Below are 20,009 nucleotides of genomic sequence, written 5' to 3'. Positions count from 1 at the left end.
TGTTTCGAGCCTGTTACCCAAGTTGATCCGGTTCCCCTCAGCTTCCTTTCAGAAGCGTCAGGGTATAATTGCGCGAGCCCTTCTGATAGGTCAGCTGGCCGCTGCCGATGGCGGTCACCTTGCCGCCGTCCAGCCTGTCGCCGACCGAGACCTTGACGAACTTTCCGTTCGACAGACGCACTAGCGCGCGTCGGTTCACTGACGAACCATAAACCCCGATTAGATTGATTTCCTTGAGGTTAATGACGTCTTTCAGCGTTGCCTGCTTGGCCACCGAGGCAGAGGTGGGCAGTTTGGGCGCGACCGAGACGGGCTCGGGCTCGTCCAGTTCCTCGGGGGGCGGCTCGATCGCGGTCTGGCGCGCCGGGGCTGCGGCAACCTGGACTGCGGGGGCGGGGGCCGGGGCGGGTTCGGCGGCGATCGCCGCGGCTAGCGCGTTCTCGACCGAGGCGGTGAAGTTGCGCGGCTTTGCGGGGGGACGGCGCGATACCGAGATTGCCCGGTCGGATGCGCTTGCAAGGGCGGCGGTTTGCGCCTCGGCGGCACGGGCGGCCTCGGCTGCGGCGGCTTCTTCGGCGGCGCGGGCCGTTTCAAAGGCACTGGTGATCGACGCCGGGCGCGCCTTCGGCTTCGACCCCTCCAGAAGCGCAAGGCGGCTGCGTTGCTCGGGCGTCAGCGCTGCGCCATCGTCGGTTGGCGGGGTCGTCGCTTCGGGGGCCGGTTCCGACGCGGCCTTCTGCGCCGCGGCCTCAACCGAGGCGGGGCGCGCCTTGGGCCGCAGGCCAGCCAGTGCCGGGTCGGCATAGGGGGCGGGTTCCTCGGCCACGGTCGGGGTTTGGGGCGCGCCAGCGGCTGCCAGTGCGGCGGCGGTAACAGATTCAGGGCGCGGCGCGGGAAGCTGCGGCGGCTTGCCTGCGTAAAGCGTGAAGCCGCCCGGCATGACCACGCCCTGCGGCGTGGGCTGAATGTCGCCCTCGGGCGTCAGCCGCGCGAGCTGATCGAAGGGCGGCGGCGGCGGCGGCATGACGGGCTGGCTGTCGGCCAGGCTCTCGGCCGGGGGCAGCGTCGCCGTGGCGGCGGTGTCGCGCAGCGCCGGATCTGCCGTCGAGATCGCCGAGAGCGATAGGTTCGGCGCGGGCACAAGCTCGGGGCTCGACTGGCTCGGCTCGGCGGGTTGGGGGACCGCCGGGGCTGGCTCTGCCGTGGCTTGTTCCGTTGCGGGCTCGGCGGCCTCGGGGGCGGCCTGTGCGACAGGAGCGGTGACCGCGGGTTCCGGGGCGGGTGCCTGCGTTTCCTGGCTTGCGACCTCAACGGGTGGCGCATCCTCGCCCAGGAAGCTTGACCAGAGCGCGACGATAGCCAGGAAAAGCACCAATCCCGCAGTCAGCATCAGCCCGAAATGCTTCGGTTTCCCACCAATCGGGGCGGGCTGGAAGGTTCCGAACGGGCTTGCAGCGGGTTCAGCCTCCGCCGGAGCGGCGGCGGGTTCGTCGTCCTGCTTGGGTTTAAGGCTCTTGGCCAGCGCCTTGCCTGCGCTGTCGCCCAGTTTCGCCGTGCCGCGCGCGGCCTTGTCCAGCCCGGCTTTCGCGGCGCGTTTGAGCGTTTCGGCGGCGCCGCGCAGATCCGTTTCGGGCAGCGCAAGGCCGGGTGAAGTAACCCCGGCCGTGCCGCTTTGCATCAGCTTGGCCTTCTGCTCGGGAGGCATGGTGCGCGGGGGCATCGGATGCAGCCGCGCCGCGCCGCCCAAGCGGGGCGTCACGCCGAGATCATCGGCGCGCGCGGCCAGTTCCGGCGTGCGACGCGAGCTAAACGCCGGAACGGGTGCCTGGGGTTCTTCCGGCTGCTCGAGTTCTGCCTGCGGCTCGGGGCCTTCCTGCGGCTCGGGTTCCTCAAGCGTGATGTCCGGCACAGAGGGTTCTTCCGGCGCTTCGGCCAGCGACAGCTCTTGCGGCGCCTCCTCGGCGGGCGGCAGGTCGGGCACGAAAGGCGCATTCAGCGCCAGTTCCAGATCGGTGAGAGCCTCTTCATCGTCGGTATCCTCCGGCTCAGCCAGCGGCGCGGCGGGGGCCTCCGGCTCGGAAGAAAGGGCGACCGGAACCTCCGGTGCGGCGTCTTCATCTATTGGCTCGGGCGCGGGTTCGACAATCGGCTCTTCGGTCGCGGCCAGGAACTCTTCCAGGCTGACCTGTTCGACCACGCGCACCGGGTCCTGGTCGCGGTCAACGCGCGCGCCCTCGGGCAGGTGCTGGGCGGCATTGGCGGTGAGGCCGAACCATGGCTCGCCGCCGAACTGCCCCGGCTCGGGGAGGGCGACGAAGGAGATCGGGCAAAAGCCGTGCGACTCGGCGAAAGCCTCGGCCTCTGCCAGGGTCTCGCGCGCGACAATGGCCACCTGCACGGTCTCGCCATTGCCGGACCAGTCGAAAATGAGATCCTCGACGGGGTAGGGTGTCATCCCCTCAAGCGCGGCGGCGATCTGGCTGCGGCGCTGCGCAGTGCGCGGGCCGGGGGCGCGAACCTCGGTATAGAGGATTTGCGACGCCGGGATGACCAGTTTCGAGGTCAGTCCGCGCGGCTCGGCCAGCAGCGCCGCACGGCGCAAGCCAGTCAGCGCGTCTTGCAGATCTTCGACCTCAAGCGAGACCTCGCCCAAGCGTGCCCAGCCATCGGCCCGGCGATGCAGAAGGCCAATGCCGTCAAGCGAGAGATTGAGCGCGAAGCTGGGTTTCATTCCGGTGGCTCTGGCTGATCGAAAGGGGCGCGGATTCACCCGTCGCGACCCTTCGTAAAGCAGTTTGCCGCCTGTGAAAAGCGCCCCGCCCGAAAGGGGCGGGGCGATGGTCGGGTTTTCGCCGGTCGCGGGCGCGAACTGCCCGCAAAGGCATCACGCCGTGGCGACGGCCAGCGCCTGATCCAGATCGGCGATCAGGTCGGCGGCATTCTCGATGCCGATCGACAGGCGCACCACGTTCGGCGCGGCGCCTGCGGCAACCTGCTGCGCCTCGGTCAGCTGGCGGTGCGTGGTCGAGGCCGAGTGGATGATCAGCGAGCGCGCATCGCCTAGGTTCGCCACATGGCTGAACAGTTTGAGATTGTTCACCAGTTTCACGCAAGCGTCGTAGCCGCCCTTGACCGCCACGGTGAACAGCGCCCCCGCTCCCTTCGGGCAGACGCGGTTCGCGCGCTCATGCCAGGGGGAGCTTTCGAGGCCCGCATAGGTCACGTAGTCGATGCGCGGATCGGCTTCGAGCCAGGCGGCGACGGTCTTGGCGTTGGCGACATGCTTGTCCATGCGCAGGCTCAGCGTCTCGATCCCCATGAGCGTGTAATGCGCGCCCTGCGGGTTCATCGTCATGCCCAGATCCCGCAGGCCGATGGCGATCGAGTGGAAGGTATAGGCCATCGGGCCGAGCGCCTCGTGGAATTTCAGACCGTGATAGGCGGGCTCGGGTTCCGATAGCGAGGGGAACTTGCCCGAGGCCGACCAGTTGAACTTGCCCGAGTCGACGATGACGCCGCCGGTGACGGTGCCGTTGCCGGTCAGGTACTTGGTCGCCGAATGCACGACCAGGGTCGCGCCATGCTCGATCGGCCGGCACAGGTAGGGCGAGGCCAGCGTGTTGTCGACGATCAGCGGCAGGCCCACCTTGTCGGTCACGGCCGAAACGGCGGGCAGGTCGGTCACATAGCCGCCGGGGTTCGAGATCGACTCGCAGAAGATAGCGCGGGTGTTGTCGTCCACCGCGGCCTCAAGCGCCTCCAGATCGTCGAAATCGACGAATTTCGCCGACCAGCCGAAGCGTTTGATGGTCTGGCTGAACTGGGTGATCGTGCCGCCGTAAAGGCGGGTCGAGGCGATGATATTGCAGCCCGGCATCATCAGCGGGAAGAGCGCCATGATCTGCGCGGCGTGCCCAGACGAGCAGCAGACTGCACCGACGCCGCCCTCAAGCGCGGCCACGCGATTGGCCAGCGCCGAAACGGTCGGGTTCGTCAGGCGCGAGTAGATGTAGCCCACCTCTTGCAGGTTGAAGAGGCGCGCGGCGTGCTCGGCGTCTTTGAAGACATAGGCGGTGGTCTGGTAGATCGGCACCTGGCGCGCGCCGGTCGCCGGATCGGGCTCGGTCCCGGCATGCACTTGCAGGGTGTCGAAAGAATAATCGGTCATGGGCCCCTCCCTAAACGAAATCGCAGGGAGCCTAGCCGTGGCCCCGATGGGCTTCAATCACATTCGATTGCACGCATGTTTTAGCGCAGCCAAAGCCCCTCGCGGCGGATCGCGTTGCGCAGCGCCTGCTCGCGCCGGGGCAGGGCGTCGCGGTCGAAAATGGCCCGCAGATCGCGGCCTTTTCCCTGATAGATCAGTTTCTTGGCGGGCTCATAGGTCTTGAGGATCTTCTTCACCGGATTGGGGGCGCAGACCTGCTCGACCATCTCGACAGCGGCATCGCTTTCACGCGCGTAAAGCAGCGGCAGGGCACGGTAATGGCAAGTAACCGCGCCATCGAGCCCCGCCAGTTCGGGCCCCGGACGACCGCCTCCGAACGAGTGGATCACGAGCGGCAGGGCGATCTGGTCGAGCCAGGGATCGAGCGACTGGCAGGCGAGTTCATCGGGCGTATCCCAACGGATCGCGTGGGCGTAATGCAGGAAACGCTCGCCAAAGGCCTGCGCATCGGCGCCAAAGAACCAGCCCGCGTTGAAGTAGAGATACCGCTCCCAATATTCGTCGAACTGGCTCAGATCGAGCGAGCTTTCGAAATCCAGCCCAAAACGGTCGTAAAGCGCCTTCCAGATCCCGGCATAACCGGGGCCGTAGAGCGGCGGTTCCGGCCATGTCCCCTCGCGCCGCATCGAGGCCGAGGGGCGGTTGAAATCGAACCCGACCGCGGCAAGCGGGCCGGTGAACACCGTATCCGTGTCGAAAAAAACGAAGGGCGCGGCGGGCAGGGCGGCCATCGCCTCGATCTTGTTGCCCTGCGGGTAGGACTCGCCAAAGTGCCGGTTCTCGAAAGGAATGAACTCGACCCCCTCGGCCAGCAGCAGTTCGCGCACCGGGCCCGAGATCAGTGTGGGCTGTGACCAGCGCGCTCCCGAGGGCTCGGCCATCAGCAAGCGGCCCTGAAAATCCGGGTTCGCCGCGCGGAACGAGCGCGCGAAGATGATCGCCTCATATTCCAACCGCCCTGCCTGAACGACGCAGAAAACGTTGTAATCGAGAGGGTTGTCCGCCGAAGAGCCCATGGGTCCGCAGTCCTGAATGCAGCGGCACTATAGCGGAATTCGGCAGTGGGAAAAGGCACGCATCAGCCGCGAACGGCAGGGCCTAGGCCCTGTGTGATCACCATTCCTGAGAGGGGGATGGTGGGTGACCCTGGAATCGAACCAGGCATGGGTCTCCCCGGCGGAGTTACAGTCCGCTGCCGCACCTTGCAGCTCGTCACCCGACGTGGGGCGGGGAATACCGAAGGGGGCGGGGGGCGTCAAGGGGGGCAGAACTCGGGGCGCGAAGAAAATCGCGCACATCGGTCGGGGGCCCAAATTTGCCCCGGGAACCCGCCAGATCGACACACGCATCGGCGGCAGGCTTGCGATTTTGCGCATTTGCGCGCATCAACGGCGGCAATGCAGGAGTAAGACATGAAAAAGCCGACCTGGGTAATCGACAAGGAACGCGCCAAACGCGCCGCCGCCGCCGAGACGGTTTGGCTTTTCGGCCTGCACGCGGTGCGTGACGCGCTGATGAACCCCGCGCGGCAAAAGCTGCGCCTCGTGCTGACCAAGAACGCCTCGGACAAGCTGCTCGAGGCGATCGCGGCTAGCGGGGTCGAGCCCGAGATCGTCGATCCGCGCAAGTTCGACAACCATGTCACCCTAGCCCCCGATTCCGTCCACCAGGGCGCGGCGCTTGAGGTCAAGCCGCTCAACTGGGGATCGGTCGAAGAGGTCTGCCTGACGGGCCGCGGAGCGCCGCTGGTGGTGCTGCTGGATCGCGTGACTGACCCGCATAACGTCGGCGCGATCCTGCGCTCGTCCGAGGTCTTCGGTGCGCGCGCGGTTGTCGCACCTGCGCGCCATTCCGCCCCCGAAACCGGGGCGCTGGCGAAAACCGCCTCGGGGGCGCTGGAGCGCCAGCCCTACCTGCGCGTCACCAATCTTGCCGACGCGATGGAGGAACTGCGCGCTATGGGATTCGTGCTGCTCGGCCTTGCGGGCGAGGCCGAAATGACCTTGGCAGAGGGTCTTGCCGAAGTAGGCACCCGGCCCGTTGCACTGGTGCTGGGCGCCGAGGGGCCGGGCCTGCGCGAAAAGACGCGCGAGACCTGCGACAAGCTCGTCAAGATCCCCTTCGCGGGCGAATTCGGCTCGCTCAACGTCTCGAACGCGGCAGCGATCTCCCTCTATGCCGCAGCGAACCGCTGAGTTCACAAGCGCGAGAGATCACCGTGAGGCCCTTTAATCGGGATTTTACATCCCTATCTCATAAGAGTGGAAGCGCGGTTGCGGAACCTCCGCGCTTCAGTTCACTGTCCCTCGTTCCGCCACTTGGCGCCCGGCTCTTTGCTTGGGCGCCTTTTTCTTTAGTGTCGCACCAAAACGGAGCGCGCCATGCAAGACCCTGAAATCCGAAAGATTCTGACCGAAACCCGGAGCATCGCGGTGGTAGGCTTTTCCGCCGATCCCGGCCGCCCCTCGCATTACGTGGCCGAGTTCCTTCAGGCGGCGGGCTACCGCATCATTCCCGTCAATCCCGGCCTCGCAGGTCAGGTGATTCTGGGCGAGACCGTCTACGCCGACCTCGCCGCGATCCCCAAGGAGATCGCCGTCGACATGGTCGATATCTTCCGCCAGTCAAGCGCAGTGCCCGCTATCGTCGAGGCCGCACTGACGAACCTGCCCGCGCTGCGCACCATATGGATGCAAATCGGCGTTCAGCATGACGCAGCGGCTGAAACCGCAATCGCCTCGGGCAAATCCGTGATCATGAACCGCTGCCCCAAGATCGAATACCGCCGCCTGATGGCGTGATCCTTTTCTTCTTGGGCAAAATTCCTTGTAGGGGTGAATGCTCCGTAGGAGCAGAGGGGGGCGCATAGCCCCCCTTCTCAGATACCCAACTTGTCGCGCAGCCCGTAGAAGGTCATCCCCGCCACAAGGATAGGCCAGCGCAGATAGCCGCCGCCGGGGAAGGGATAGGTCGGCACCGAGGCCATCACGTCGAACCCGTCGCCCGTTGCGGTCACCGCCTGCGCCATCAGCTTGCCCGCCAGCGTCGCCATCGCCACCCCATGCCCCGAGAACCCCGATGCCGAGAGGCAGTTCGGCGAAGGCCGCCCGAAATAGGGCATCCGGTTGAGCGTGATCGCCAGCGTCCCGCCCCAGGCATGGGTGATCTTGACGTCACGCAGCTGCGGATAGACCTGCAACATCGGCACCCGCGCCTTGGCAGCGATATCGCGCGGAAAGCGATAGGTTACCGACTCGCCGCCGCCGAACAGCAACCGGTCCTCGTGCAGGCGCCAGTAATTCACCACGAACTTGGTGTCATGCGCGGCGATGTTTTCCGTCAGCACCTCGCGCACCCGGTCGCCCAAGGGTTCGGTGGCAACGATGTAGTTGTTGAGCGGCATCACCCGTGCGGTCACCTTCGGCTCCAGCCGGTCGAGATACCCGTTCGCGGCCAGAATCACATGCTCGGCCTCAACATGGCCCTGCGCGGTCAGAACGCGGCTTTTCTGCGTGCCGGTGCCATGTTCGATCCCGGTCGCGACCGAGTTCTCATGGATCATCGCGCCCGCGGCCTCGGCCAAGCGCGCCATGCCAAGCGTCAGGTTCAACGGATGCACATGGCCCGCACCACGGTCGATATCGCCGCCGATGTAGCGGTCGGACGGGATCAGCGCACGCAGTCCGTCACGGTCGAGCGGCGTGATTTGATCATATCCGTAATGCGTCGCCAGATGCTCGGCCATCTCATGGGCATGGGCCACCTCGGAGGGCTTCAGCGCCGCATGGGCGATGCCGCGATAGGTGGGCACGCCTGCGCGCGCCGCCAGATCATAGGTCAGCGCCTTGGCCTCTTCGGCCAGATCCCACAGCCGCCGGGCGGCGGGCTTGCCCAACATCTTCTCAAGCTCGGTCACCTCGAGCCGCTGGCCCGAGCCGATCTGCCCGCCGTTGCGCCCCGAGGCGCCAAAGCCCACGCGGTGCGCCTCAAGCAGAACCACGCGCCGCCCTGCCTCGGCCAGATGCAGCGCGGCGGATAGCCCCGTGTAGCCCGCGCCGACGATGCAGACATCGGCCTGCACCGCCCCTTTCAGCGCCGCCCGATCGGGCGCTCCATCCCGCGTATCGGCGTAAAAGCTCGCCGGGTAGTGGCCCGGTTTGTCATTCGCGAAAAGCAGGTTCATGACATCACACGTTCAGCAGCAGGTGCTCACGCTCCCAGGGCGAGATCACTTGCAGGAACTCCTTGTATTCGTTGCGCTTCACCGCCTCGTAGACGGTGCAGAACTCGATCCCCAGCACCTCGCGCACCGGCGCGGAATCGGCCAGGATGTCCAGCGCGTCGCCCAAGTTGTAGGGCAGGTCGGTGTCGCCCATATAGGCGTCGCCCAGGCATTCGGGGCGCGGCATCTTGCGCTCCTTGAGGCCCAGATAGACGCAGGCCAGCGTCGCCGCGAGCCCGAGATAGGGGTTGCAGTCCATCCCCGCCAGACGGTTCTCGACCCGCCGCGCGGCCGGGCCCGAAATTGGCACACGCAGGCCGGTGGTGCGGTTGTCGCGGCCCCATTCGAGGTTGATGGGCGCGGCGAAATCCGGAACGTAGCGGCGGTAACTGTTCACGTAAGGAGCGAGCAGCGCGATCACCGCCGGCAGGTGGTTTTGTAGCCCCGCGATGGCATAGAGGAACTCTTCGCTCTCACCGCCATCGGCTTCCGAGAAGATATTCTCGCCGGTCTTGGTGCTTACGATCGACTGGTGGATATGCATGGCCGAGCCGGGCTCGCCCTCGATGGGCTTGGCCATGAAGGTGGCGAAACAGTCGTGGCGCAGCGCTGCCTCGCGGATCAGGCGCTTGAAGAAAAAGATCTGGTCGGCCAGCGCGACGGGGTCGCCATGGGCGAGGTTGATCTCGATCTGACCCGCGCCGCCTTCCTGCAGGATGCCGTCAATCTCGAAACCCTGCATTTCGGCGAAGTCGTAGATGTCGTCGATCACCTTGCCGTATTCGTCCACGGCCGACATCGAATAGGCCTGCTTGCCCGCGGCGCGGCGCCCCGAGCGGCCCATCGGCGGGATGATCGGCTGGTTCGGGTCAAGGTTGCGCGCGACGAGGAAGAACTCCATCTCGGGGGCGACGATCGGCTTCCAGCCCTCGGCCTCGTAGAGGCTGACGATATGCTTGAGCACGTTACGTGGCGCGATTGGCACCGGGTTGCCCTGCTGGTCGTTCACGTCATGGATCACTTGAAGCGTGACGTCGGCGGTCCAGGGCGCGGCGGTCGCGGTCGAATAATCCGGGGTCAGGATCATGTCGGGCTCGGTGAAGGCGCCAATCGGGTTGTCGGCCCACTCGCCGGTGATGGTTTGCAAGAAGATCGAGTTCGGCAGGAAGAAGCGGTCCTGGAACTGGAATTTCGAGGCGGGCATGGCCTTGCCACGGGCAACGCCCGCGATATCGGCGACGATGCATTCCACCTCATCAAGGCGGCGCCCGGCGACATAGTCACGGGCAGCTTGCGGAATTTGATCGAGCCAGTTGTCGGTTTGCGAAGACATTTTTCATAACTTTCCAATGGTTTGCGTGAAGGGTGAACTTCACGGACCAGGATCGGGCATGAGACGGGCGAGAGGGTCGCCTTCGGCCATCATGCCCGCGCGCACTCCGGCGCGGTCTTGCGCGGGCCGGTTTTGCGACAGTTTGAGCTTGCCCTCCATCGTCTCGACAAGGATCTCGAGCCCGACAATCCCACGCATCTGCGCGGCAACAAAACTTTCGGGCGCGTCCGAAACGGCCCAGGGCTCGGCCCGCACGCCTTCTTGCTGGTCGGTCAGGGCGTCCAACTGGTCGCGCAGGAAATCGGTGCTGGTATCAAGGAGCGCCTGTCCGCGCACCTGCACCATGGCGTAGTTCCAGGTCGGCACGACCTTTCCGGTCTCGGCCTTGGTGGGATACCAGGAGGGCGTGACGTAGCTGTTGCCCGCCTGAAACACGACCAGCACCTGCGGCGCGGCGGCCAGTTCCGCCAGTTGCGGGTTGGCCCGCGCCAGATGCGCGCGCAAAACGTGGCCGCCCGCGCGCTCCTCGATCAGGAAGGGGATCGGGTTCGCCATCACGCCCGCCGGACCCGAGGTGATCAGCAGCCCCAGCGGGGCCTGCGCGATCAGCGCGCTCAGCTGCTCGGGGTCGGACTCGGCGAAGGCGGGCAGGCGATACATGATCAGCCCCGCGGTTTGTGGAAGAAATCCGCGATCCGGTCAGCAATGGTTGCGGATTGGTTGGGCTGGTTGAGGCGCGCGCGCGCGGCTTCCATCAGCGGATCTGGCACGAGGCCCTTGCCGCGCGTATGCATCAGGCCATCGACGAAGCTGTCCTGAAACTCGGGGTGGGCCTGCACGGTGAAGGCGGTGTCGCCATAGACCAGCGCGGCGTTCTCGCAGAACTCGTTGCAGCCGGCGACTTCGGCCGCCTCGGGGCGCTCGGTTACCTGGTCGCGGTGCCAGGCGTTAAGGGTGATCTTCTCGCCGCCGAAGTCGTAATCCTGCGGGCCGACCGCCCAACCGCCGTCGAACCGCTCGACCTTGCCGCCCATCGCCTGCGCGATGATCTGGTGGCCAAAGCAGATGCCAACCAGCGGCACCTTTGCCGCGACGACCTTGCGGATGAAGGCTTCGAGCGGCGCGATGAAGGGGTGATCCTCATAGGCGCCGTGGCGCGAGCCGGTGATCAGCCAGCCCTCGCACTCATGGATATCGGCCGGGAACTCCATGTTCTCGACGTGATAGGTGCGGAAGGTCAGGTCGCGATCCGCCAGAAGGCGCGCGAACATGTCGGGGTAATCGCCCGACTCGTCCCGAAGAATATCGGGGGATTGGCCGGTTTGCAGGACGCCGATCAGCATTGTCGTCTCATTGCTTGGATGGGCAAAGCCTAGCCGGGACGATCCCATGCGGCAAGGGGGCTTGCTGAATGATTTGATCAAATATTTTCGACCGGGCGGATAGGGGCCGTTGGCGGGGGCGCGTCGGACCGCCGCAGGGCGGCCAAGAGGCTTGAGGCGGGGCGCCTTCCTGCGTAACCCTATGTGGCTGGAAGGTTATATGCGACAGGTAAAGGCGCATCACCCTCGCTCCACCGGCCCCCGCAAGCTGCGCGGCTTCGCGGTGCGCGCGGTATTTGCGCCTTTGGTGCCGATGCTCCTGCTGGTGTCGATGTTCCTCTCGGGGATCGTCCCGCAGGGGATGATGCGGGTGGCGGATGCCGACTCGACCCGGTTGGTGCTGTGCACGCCCGAGGGACCACGCGATATCTGGATGCGGGCCGATGGCTCGGTCAGCGATCAGGCGCCGCTTCCCGAAGAGAACCACGAGGTTTCGAAATGCCTTGCGGTGACGCTGGCGCTGGCGGCCGTGGAGGATGCGGCGCTTGCCACGCATCGCCATGCGAGTTTCGCGCCCTTCGTTCCCGATCTTGCAACGCCTCGGCCCGTTGCCGCCGCCGAATGGCGCCCGGCGCAACCGCGCGCGCCTCCTCTCGTTTGATCCGCTGAACTGCCGCTGTCGGGCGAGTCCTCGTGACCGCCGTCTTGTAGCGTGCTCATCGCGCATATCGGTGCCGCCACGCCTGCGGCGCCGCGATCAAACCAAGGAAATCGAAATGAAACTCGTCAAATTCGCGGCGCTGTCGGCGCTGCTCATGTCCACGGCCCCCGCCATGGCTGAAATCACCGTGACCGACCTCGACGGGCGCAGCGTGACCCTCGAAAGCGTCCCCGAGCGTGTGGCGCTTGGCTTCTATTACGAGGATTACCTGGCCGTGACCGGCGCCGAGGGGGCGGGTAAGATCGTCTCGCTCTCGCGCGCGCCCTGGGCCGATTGGCGCCCGGGCCAGTGGCAGCGCTACACCGCCGCCTTCCCGGCGCTGGAAACCCTGCCCGATTTCGGCAGCACCGATGACAACAGCTTTTCGGCCGAGGCGCTGATTGCCTCAAAGCCCGATGTGGCGCTTCTGGCAAGCTGGCAGACGGCGTCCCTGGGCGAGCCGGGCGTGAAGCAGCTTGAGGACGCGGGCATCAAGGTCATCGCGCTTGATTACAACGCGCAGACGCTGGAGCGGCACCTGATGTCCTCCCGCGTTCTGGGCGCCGTCATGGGCCAGCCCGAGCGCGCCGAGGCGCTGGCGCGGATGTATCAGGCCAAGACCGAGGACACCGCCGCGCGCATCGCCAAGGCGGGGCCGTCGAACAAGAAGATCTATGTCGAGCTGGCGCAGAAGGGCCCCGGCGAAGTGGGCAACAGCTATGGCAAGGGCATGTGGGCCGGTGTGATCGACCTTGTCGGCGGCGCCAATATCGCCAAGGGCCAGATCGAGAACTGGGGGCCGCTCTCGCCCGAATATGTCATCGCCGAGCAGCCCGACGTGATCCTGTTGGCAGGGTCGGAATGGCTCAACAAGCCCGAGGCGGTGCTCTTGGGCTTTGGCGCCTCGGATGAGGCCGCGCAGCCGAAGATGGCGGGTTACGCCGGACGCGCTGGTTGGGCCGATCTGCCCGCCGTGCGCAACAAGCAGGTCTATGGGATCTACCACGGCGGCAACCGCACGCTGTCGGACTTTGTCTATGCCCGCGCGATCGCCAAGGCGCTTTATCCCGAGGCCTTCGCCGATGTCGATCCGGCGGCCGAGCTGAGCGACTACTACGCCAAGTGGATGCCGGTCGCTGCGGACGGGCTGTTCGTGACGCAGCTGAAATGAGCATGCAGGACCGCCTCGACACTTCGGTTCGGGCGTGGCGGGCGCGGTCTGCGCGGCGCGGGGCGGCGGTTGGCGCCGCCCTGCTTCTGCTGGCCGGGCTGGTGCTGGCCGATCTGATGACCGGCCCCTCGGCGATGTCGCCGGGGGTGCTGTGGCAGACCTTTCTGGCCGGGCCGCAGGGCGCCGACCGGGCGGCGGCGGCGATCCTGTTCCAGATCCGCCTGCCGCAAACGGTGATGGCGCTGATCGTAGGCGGCGCGCTTGGGCTGGCGGGGCTGATGATGCAGACGATCCTCGCGAACCCGCTCGCCTCGCCCTTCACGCTGGGGTTCTCGGCGGCGGCGGGGTTTGGCGCGGCGCTTGCGATCATGTTCGGCTCGGCGCTCGCTGTGCCGGTGCCCGGCTGGCTGCTGGCACCCGCCTGCGCCTTCGTGGCAACACTTAGCGCGACCGCGCTTGTCTGGCTGGTGGCGCGCCTCAAGGGCAGCCAGCCCGAGGTTCTGGTGCTGGCGGGCATCGCGGTTTTGTTCTTCTTCCAGTCGCTGCAATCGCTGGTGCAGTTCATGGCCTCGCCCGAGGTCTTGCAGCAGATCGTCTTCTGGCTGTTCGGCTCTCTGCTCAAGGCGAACTGGACGGCGATCAAGAGGGCGGGGGCGATCGTTGCCCTCTGCCTGCCGCTGATCGCGCGTGAGACCTGGGCACTGACCACGCTGCGCATGGGCGAGGCCAATGCCGAGAGCCTTGGCCTTGATACCGACGCGCTGCGCCGCCGGGTCTTCCTGATCACCGCCGCGCTGACGGCGGCGGTGTCCTTCACCGGCACGATCGGCTTTGTCGGGCTGATCGCGCCGCATGTGGCCCGCGCCATGGTGGGCGAGGATCACCGCTTCGCGCTGCCCTTCGCGGCACTGACTGGGGCGCTGATCCTGGTGTCGGCCTCGGTCGTGTCCAAGCTTCTGTCCTCGGGCGCGGCGATCCCGGTCGGGATCGTGACCGCCGTGGCGGGTATTCCGATGCTGGCCGCCGTCATCCTGACCCATAGGAGGAGCTGATGTTCGAAATCACCCTTCCGGCGCTGCGGCGTGGACGCAGCCTGGTTCTGCAACCGATGGAGCTGCGTCTGCCCGCAGGGTCGCTGACCGGTATCGTCGGGCCGAACGGTGCGGGCAAGTCGACGTTATTGCGCGCCATCGCGGGGCTATCGGCCGAACGCGCGATCTTGCGGCGCGAGGGCCGCGTGCTTGATCGCTCCGCAGTTGGCTTCCTGCCGCAAAGCTTCACCGTGCGGGCCAATCTGTCGGTCCTCGATTGCGTCTTGCTGGGGCGACGCGAGGGCTTGGGCTGGAGCGTCCCGCCCGCGATGATCGCGCAGGCGCGCGATATCCTTGCGTGCTTCGGGTTGGCCGATCTGGCCGCGCGCGGGATGAACTCGCTGTCGGGCGGGCAACAGCAACGCGTTCTTCTGGTGCAGCGGCTGTTTCGCAACCCGCAGCTTCTGGCGCTGGACGAACCTACCTCGGCGCGGGACCTGCATCATCAACTTGGCGCGCTTGCCGCGTTGCGCGCCCATGCGCGGCAAAGCGGTACCGCTGTGATCGCGGCACTGCATGACCTGACGCTGGCCGCGCGCTTTTGCGACCGCGTTCTGGTGCTGGGCGAGGGGCGGCTGATCTGCCAAGACACCCCCGAGGGCGCGCTCACGCCCGAGCGTGTCGCGGCGCATTGGCGCGTGACCCCCGAGCTGCTGCGCGACCGCGATGCCTGTCTGGTCGTGGTGCCGCATACGGTCGAGTAAGCGGCCCAGACCCTGCGCGTCAGTCAGACCGTGTCGAGGTAAAGCTCGGTCTGCTCTTCGTCCGACAGCTCGGCCATGTAATGGACCTCCTGTCGCTTGGTCATCAGGAAGTTCGCGACCAGCTCCTCGGGGAAGATGCGCTTGATGTAATCGCAATTCGCGAAGGTCTCGATGGCGAGGTTCCAGGTCGCGGGCAGTTGCGGCAGGTTCTGCTCATAGGCGTTACCTGCGATCGGATCGTCTGGCTTCATCTTGTCCTCGATCCCGACCAGCGCGGCGCCCAGAACGGCTGCGATCATCAGGTAGGGGTTCACGTCGCCCCCGGCCACGCGATGCTCGATTCGCCGCGCGGCAGGCCCCGAGGCGGGAATGCGCAGCGCCGCGGTGCGGTTCTCATAGGCCCAGCCGATGCCGGTGGGCGCATGGGCATTGGGCACCAGCCGGTCATAGCTGTTTTCATGCGGCGCGAAGATCAGGGTCGAGCCGGGCAGGGCGGCCAGACAACCCGCCACCGCATGGCGCAGCGCGTCCGAGCCCTTTTCGCTGCCGTCGTTGAAGATGTTCTTGCCAGCCTTGTCGAGGATCGAGAAATGCATGTGCATCCCGTTGCCCGACCACAGGTCATAGGGCTTGGCCATGAACGAGGCGGCAAAGCCATGGCTGCGCGCCAGCCCCTTGACCAGCATCTTGAAAAGCCACGCATCGTCGGCCGCCTTCAGCGCATCGTTCGAATGCATCATGTTGATCTCGAACTGGCCCGGCCCGGCCTCGGAAATCGCGGTGTCGGCGGGAATGTCCATCAACTCGCAGGCTTCGTAGAGCGCGGTGAAGTAGCTGTCGAAAGCGTCTAGCGCGCGCAGGGACAGGATCTCGCCCCCGGTGCGGCGCTTGCCCGAGCGGGGCGAGGGCGGCACGCGCAGCGTCTTGCCCGAGTCGTCGATCAGGAAGAATTCCAGCTCGGTCGCGACCACGGGGGTCAGGCCAAGCGCCTTGTAGCGGTCCACCACGCGCGCCAGAACCTGCCGCGGATCGCCGTCATAGGGGCGGCCGTCCATGTGGAACATCCAGATCGGCAAAAGCGCGGTCGGCGCCTCAAGCCAGGGCATCGGCATGAAGCCTCGCTCGGTCGGCATCAGAAGGCCGTCGCAATCGCCGGTCTCGAAGACAAGCGGGCTTTCCTCGATGTCCTCGCCCCAGATGTCGAGGTTCATCACCGAGAAGGGGAAGCGCGTGCCGTCGGTGAATACCTTGTTGGTAAACCGCGAGGGGATGCGCTTGCCCCGTGCCACCCCGTTCAGATCCGCCGCAGCCACGCGAATGGTGCGCACTTCGGGGTGCTCTTTCAGCCAGTCCATATCTTCACCTGATAAGTTGCGGCCTGACCTTCAGCTTGGGGCGGCTTGCGCCCGGGAGGTGCCGGTTCAGGCGGCGGTTGATCACCCCGAAAATCGTGATCAGGACCAGCGTCAGACAGACAAAGTAGAAGGCCGCGATCGGGTAGGGGATGAATGGGTTGAAAGTCTTATCGGCGAAGAACTTCGCGTAATAGAGCGCGTCGCCGCGTTGCTGGAAGGCCGGGAAACCCGAGAAATAGACCAGCGTTGTGGCGTGGAAGAGAAAGATCGCCTCGTTCGTATAGGCGGGCCAGGCAAGCCGCAGCATGGTCGGCCAGACGACCTTGCGGAACTTCTTCCAGCCGGTGAAGCCATAGGCGTCGGCGGCCTCCAGATCGCCCTTGGGGACTGAGCGCAGCGCGCCGTAGAAGATCTCGGCGGCATAGGCGGAGGTGTTGAGGAACAGCACGAACAGCGCCCCGGCCCAGGCCTTAGTCGTCCAGGCGGTCTGGATCGTGATGCCGAACACCTCGATCCCGGCCTTGGGCAGCAGCACCAGGGCCTCATAGGCTAGGAAGAACTGGATGAAGAGCGGCGAGCCACGGAAGACGAAGATGAACCACTCGGCCGGTTTGCGCAGCAGCGGGTTCGACGCGGCCTTGGCCAGTGCGAGGCTGGTGGCCATGAAAAAGCCCAGTGCCAGGGCGAGGAGGCCGAAATAGAGGTTCCAGATCAGCCCCGAACCGATCAGCGTGAACTGGTGGCACAGCGTGAAATCCGAGCGCGGCAGGATCCGCTCACCGATTCCGAGCGAACGCAGGCCGTAATCGGCGATGATGTCATAGCAGCTCATGCGCCCGCCTTTCGCATCGCTTCACCGGCCATCGTGGCCTGCCCGCGCGAGAGCCGCGCTGACAGACGGCCAAGGTAGATCTCGGAAATCCGGGTCATGCCGAGGTAGTAGAACAGCAGCACAAGGAAATACCAAACGCGCCAATCGGGGTGCGGGTAGTCGTAGATCGCGGATTTGGTCGAGCCGAGTTCACGCGCCCAATAGACGATGTCCTCGACCCCCAGCAGGAACAAAAGCGGCGTGGCCTTGATCAGGATCATCCAGAGGTTCGACAGGCCGGGCAGCGCATAGGTCCACATCTGCGGGATCAGGATGCGGCGGCGCACCTGCTTGGGCGACATGCCATAGGCTTCGGCGGTTTCCAGCTGCGCGCGGGGCACGGCGTTCATTGCGCCGTAGAGCACGTTGGCGGCAAAGGCGCCGAACACGATCGAGAAGGCGATGACCGCAAGGGCGAAGCCATAGGCCTCGTGCCAGACTTGCGGGCTGGTCGAGAGCGGCAGCTTGGCCGCAGCGCAGACGTTGAATTCGTTATTGGCCCAGATCGGCGCGTCCGAGGGCGGGCATTTATAAAGGTTGCGCAGGTATTCGAGGCCCTGGTCCATCGCCACCGGCACGAAAAGAAAGAAGATGATGTCGGGCACGCCGCGCACCATCCCGGTATAGCCCTTGCCCAGCCAGCGCAGCGGGGTCACATGGCTGCGCGCGGCCAGCGCCCCGCCAAAGCCGAACATGAGCGCCACCGGCGCCGTGATGACCATCAGGGCCATGACGACTAGGAACGAGGTATAGAACAGCATGTGCTTGCCCGAGGTCAGGTAGCACATGAGCCAGCTCAGGCCCTCGAGTTGGGATGGATCAGCGCAGCTTTCGAACATCGCGGGAACCGGGCAGGCGGCGCAGGGGCCGCCCGCCCATCACTCTCAGAACACGGTGGCTTCGTCGCCGAACCACTTCTTGATCATGGCGTTGAGCGTGCCATCGGCCTTCAGTTCGGTGATCACGGCGTCGAACTTGCCCTTCAGTTCGGTGTCCGACTTGCGCATGCCGATGCCGACGCCGCCGCCAAGCGGAACGTCAGCGCCCGCCCAAGACATGTCGCTGCCCACGAAGGGCGCCAGCGCGTCCTTGTCGGCGAATACCGCGTCGGCCTCGCCGTTCTTCACGGCGGCGACAGTGTCGTCGAGGGTGGCGAATTCCAGCAGGGTCGCGCCCGATTTGGCGACGTAATCGGCCTGGATGGTGCCTACCTGTGCGGCGACAACGCCCGACAGGTCGGCATCAGCGGCCAGCGCCGCATAGGCCGAAGCCGCAGGCGGAATGTAGTTCTGGGTGAAGTCGATGGTCTGCATGCGCTCGTCGGTGATGCTCATGCCGGCGATGATGGTGTCATAGTTGCCCGAGAGCAGGTTCGGGATGATCGAGTCCCACTCGTTCGTCACCCACTCGCAGGTCACACCGACCTTCTCGCACAGCAGGTCGCCCAGTTCGCGCTCGAACCCGTCGACCTCGCCCTTGTCGTTGATGAAGTTGTAGGGAGGGTAGGCGCCCTCGGTGCCCATGCGCACCGTTTCAGCCATCGCAAATCCGGTGCTGAGCGCCAGCGCGGCGGCCGTCAGGATCAGCTTCTTCATAGTCAAGACTCCACTGTTGAGTTTGTTTTGTTGGCTCACGCCGGCGCGGTGGCCGACAGGAACTGTTGCAGGCGTTCGGATTTCGGCGCGCCGAAGAGAGTGGCGGGCGGGCCTTCCTCTTCAATGCGGCCTTGGTGCAGGAAGACGACGTGATCCGACACATCGGCGGCCAGCCGCATGTCGTGGGTCACGAGGATCATCGTGCGGTGCTCGGCCGCGAGATCCTTGATCACCTTGACCACTTCCTGCTGCAATTCCGGGTCAAGTGCCGAGGTCGGCTCGTCGAACAAAAGCGCCTCGGGCTGCATGCAGAGCGCGCGCGCGATGGCGGCACGCTGCTGCTGACCGCCGGAAAGCTGCGCGGGCCAGTTGTCGGCCTTGTCGCCAATGCCCACCTTGTCGAGGAGGCCGCGTGCAAGCGCCTCAACCTCGGCGGCGGGGCGGCCCAGAACGGTAACCGGGGCCTCCATCACGTTTTGCAGGATGGTCATGTGGGACCACAGGTTGAACTGCTGGAACACCATTGACAGGTTGGTGCGGAAGCGCGTGACCTGCGCGCGGTCCGAAGGGTGGCGGCGCAGGCCTTCGCCCGCCCATTTCACGGCCTCGCCCTCGAACAGGATCTCGCCCTTCTGGCTGTCCTCAAGCAGGTTGCAGCAACGCAGAAGCGTCGATTTCCCCGACCCCGAAGAGCCGATAAGGGAGATGACCTGGCCTTTTTCGGCGCGGATGGAGACGCCTTTCAGCACCTCGAGCTGGCCATAGCTTTTGTGGAGATCGCGGATCTCGATGACGGGCGCGGTGTTGGTCACTTGTGGGCTTCTCTTTGTCCGTTCGATCAAGTTGGCGCGATTTCCTGTGCGATTGCAACGGCACAATGAAAGGTGACGCGAGGGTATTGATCAAAAGTTCAGCTTTTGCTGGTCAAATTGACCAAAGGCCTCTTCATTCACCAAGCCGCGCGATGACGCGCTGCCGGGCCAATGCCGAATCGCGGTCGTTGATGCCCAGAAGGTTCGCGGCAAGGCGGATGAGCGAGTCTTCCTCGGCGCCGCGCGCGCCATCGGCCAGGGCAACTTCCCAAAGCGCCTCGATCACGCTCATGCGGTCGTCATGGGCGATGCCGTCTTTCAGCGCGCGGGTGAAGCGCACGGTATCGGCGGCTTCGTCCTCAAGCGCCTCGGCACGTCGGCGCAGCGCGGTGGCCTCGAACGGGCCGATCCCGTTGCGCGCGATCAGCAGGCGATCGATATGCGCCTGCTCGCTTTCCTCATACTGCCCGTCCGAACGCGCAAGCCGCACCAGCAGCGCGGCCAGTGCCAGTTCGACATCGTCGCTGTCAGTAGGTTCGGGGCGGGGATTGGCCAGAAGGCCGAGGAGCGATTTCAACATGCGCCCAATCTAACGCCTCCGGTGC

At 65.6% G+C, this 20,009-nt stretch carries 19 protein-coding genes and 1 tRNA gene; 6 read left to right on the top strand and 14 right to left on the bottom strand.

The window, feature by feature from the left end; genetic code table 11:
- Positions 1-37: 37 nt before the first annotated feature.
- The 4 genes from LZA78_RS04275 to LZA78_RS04260 all read right to left on the bottom strand — a co-directional run bounded on the left by LZA78_RS04275 (position 38) and on the right by LZA78_RS04260 (position 5,446).
- On the bottom strand, positions 38-2,731 hold the full coding sequence (locus LZA78_RS04275; RefSeq protein WP_233675699.1) for a type II secretion system protein L: 2,694 nt from the start codon (positions 2,729-2,731) through the stop codon (positions 38-40).
- A 153-nt stretch (positions 2,732-2,884) separates the two neighbouring features.
- Entirely contained in the window at positions 2,885-4,168 is a 1,284-nt protein-coding gene (locus tag LZA78_RS04270; RefSeq protein ID WP_233675698.1) for an O-acetylhomoserine aminocarboxypropyltransferase/cysteine synthase family protein, read from the bottom strand.
- An 80-nt stretch (positions 4,169-4,248) separates the two neighbouring features.
- Positions 4,249-5,244: a GT-B fold glycosyltransferase domain-containing protein gene (locus LZA78_RS04265; RefSeq protein WP_233675697.1), complete on the bottom strand. Its 996-nt coding sequence runs from the start codon at positions 5,242-5,244 to the stop codon at positions 4,249-4,251.
- 118 nt (positions 5,245-5,362) lie between these two features.
- Positions 5,363-5,446, bottom strand: a tRNA-Tyr gene (locus LZA78_RS04260).
- Between the two features lie 194 nt (positions 5,447-5,640).
- On the opposite strand from LZA78_RS04260, the gene rlmB reads away from it, so the two are divergent.
- Together rlmB and LZA78_RS04250 are read left to right on the top strand one after the other, a co-directional pair.
- On the top strand, positions 5,641-6,423 hold the full coding sequence (rlmB, locus tag LZA78_RS04255) for a 23S rRNA (guanosine(2251)-2'-O)-methyltransferase RlmB (RefSeq protein WP_233675696.1): 783 nt from the start codon (positions 5,641-5,643) through the stop codon (positions 6,421-6,423).
- A 186-nt stretch (positions 6,424-6,609) separates the two neighbouring features.
- Complete coding sequence (locus LZA78_RS04250; RefSeq protein WP_233675695.1) at positions 6,610-7,029, top strand: CoA-binding protein; 420 nt, start codon at positions 6,610-6,612, stop codon at positions 7,027-7,029.
- A 77-nt stretch (positions 7,030-7,106) separates the two neighbouring features.
- Here the strand turns inward: LZA78_RS04250 and LZA78_RS04245 are convergent, their stop codons facing one another.
- From LZA78_RS04245 to LZA78_RS04230, 4 genes are read right to left on the bottom strand one after another with little or no spacing between them, the layout of a single operon-like run.
- Positions 7,107-8,411 carry an NAD(P)/FAD-dependent oxidoreductase gene (locus LZA78_RS04245; protein WP_233675694.1) on the bottom strand — a complete coding sequence of 435 codons (1,305 nt, stop codon included), beginning with the start codon at positions 8,409-8,411 and terminating at the stop codon, positions 7,107-7,109.
- 4 nt (positions 8,412-8,415) lie between these two features.
- On the bottom strand, positions 8,416-9,783 hold the full coding sequence (locus LZA78_RS04240; RefSeq protein WP_233675693.1) for a glutamine synthetase family protein: 1,368 nt from the start codon (positions 9,781-9,783) through the stop codon (positions 8,416-8,418).
- Between the two features lie 39 nt (positions 9,784-9,822).
- Positions 9,823-10,443 (bottom strand): FMN-binding negative transcriptional regulator, encoded by a 621-nt coding sequence (locus LZA78_RS04235; protein WP_233675692.1) that lies wholly within the window; start codon positions 10,441-10,443, stop codon positions 9,823-9,825.
- Between the two features lie 2 nt (positions 10,444-10,445).
- Positions 10,446-11,126 (bottom strand): type 1 glutamine amidotransferase, encoded by a 681-nt coding sequence (locus tag LZA78_RS04230; RefSeq protein ID WP_233675691.1) that lies wholly within the window; start codon positions 11,124-11,126, stop codon positions 10,446-10,448.
- A gap of 199 nt (positions 11,127-11,325) precedes the next feature.
- Here LZA78_RS04230 and LZA78_RS04225 point away from each other — a divergent pair, with 199 nt between their 5' ends.
- The 4 genes from LZA78_RS04225 (at position 11,326) to LZA78_RS04210 (ending at position 14,771) form a co-directional block, all read left to right on the top strand.
- Entirely contained in the window at positions 11,326-11,766 is a 441-nt protein-coding gene (locus LZA78_RS04225) for a hypothetical protein (protein ID WP_233675690.1), read from the top strand.
- Positions 11,767-11,881: 115 nt separating this feature from the next.
- Positions 11,882-12,976, top strand: a complete 1,095-nt coding sequence (locus tag LZA78_RS04220) for an ABC transporter substrate-binding protein (RefSeq protein ID WP_233675689.1) — start codon at positions 11,882-11,884, stop codon at positions 12,974-12,976.
- Positions 12,973-14,028, top strand: coding sequence for a FecCD family ABC transporter permease (locus LZA78_RS04215; protein WP_233675688.1), 1,056 nt, complete (start codon positions 12,973-12,975; stop codon positions 14,026-14,028). Before LZA78_RS04220 ends, LZA78_RS04215 begins: the two co-directional genes overlap by 4 nt.
- Positions 14,028-14,771, top strand: a complete 744-nt coding sequence (locus tag LZA78_RS04210) for an ABC transporter ATP-binding protein (protein ID WP_233675687.1) — start codon at positions 14,028-14,030, stop codon at positions 14,769-14,771. The genes LZA78_RS04215 and LZA78_RS04210 overlap by 1 nt, the downstream gene beginning before the upstream one ends.
- A 23-nt stretch (positions 14,772-14,794) precedes the next feature.
- Here LZA78_RS04210 and LZA78_RS04205 read toward each other — a convergent pair whose 3' ends face one another.
- The 6 genes from LZA78_RS04205 to LZA78_RS04180 all read right to left on the bottom strand — a co-directional run bounded on the left by LZA78_RS04205 (position 14,795) and on the right by LZA78_RS04180 (position 19,984).
- Positions 14,795-16,126, bottom strand: coding sequence for a glutamine synthetase family protein (locus LZA78_RS04205; protein ID WP_233675686.1), 1,332 nt, complete (start codon positions 16,124-16,126; stop codon positions 14,795-14,797).
- A gap of 4 nt (positions 16,127-16,130) precedes the next feature.
- Positions 16,131-16,958 carry an ABC transporter permease gene (locus tag LZA78_RS04200; protein ID WP_233675685.1) on the bottom strand — a complete coding sequence of 276 codons (828 nt, stop codon included), beginning with the start codon at positions 16,956-16,958 and terminating at the stop codon, positions 16,131-16,133.
- Positions 16,955-17,836 (bottom strand): ABC transporter permease, encoded by an 882-nt coding sequence (locus LZA78_RS04195; protein ID WP_233675684.1) that lies wholly within the window; start codon positions 17,834-17,836, stop codon positions 16,955-16,957. Before LZA78_RS04195 ends, LZA78_RS04200 begins: the two co-directional genes overlap by 4 nt.
- A 45-nt stretch (positions 17,837-17,881) precedes the next feature.
- A complete protein-coding gene (locus LZA78_RS04190) occupies positions 17,882-18,592 on the bottom strand; it encodes a transporter substrate-binding domain-containing protein (RefSeq protein ID WP_233675683.1) in 711 nt (236 codons plus the stop codon).
- Between the two features lie 35 nt (positions 18,593-18,627).
- Entirely contained in the window at positions 18,628-19,404 is a 777-nt protein-coding gene (locus LZA78_RS04185; RefSeq protein WP_233675682.1) for an ABC transporter ATP-binding protein, read from the bottom strand.
- Positions 19,405-19,537: 133 nt separating this feature from the next.
- Entirely contained in the window at positions 19,538-19,984 is a 447-nt protein-coding gene (locus LZA78_RS04180; protein ID WP_233675681.1) for a tellurite resistance TerB family protein, read from the bottom strand.
- Positions 19,985-20,009 lie beyond the last annotated feature (25 nt).

The sequence above is a fragment of the Rhodobacter flavimaris genome, from assembly GCF_021378075.1.
In the GTDB taxonomy this organism is placed as follows: Bacteria; Pseudomonadota; Alphaproteobacteria; order Rhodobacterales; family Rhodobacteraceae; genus Rhodobacter; species Rhodobacter flavimaris.
Note: the sequence above shows the minus strand (reverse complement) of the source record. Positions and strands in the feature narration are given on the sequence as shown.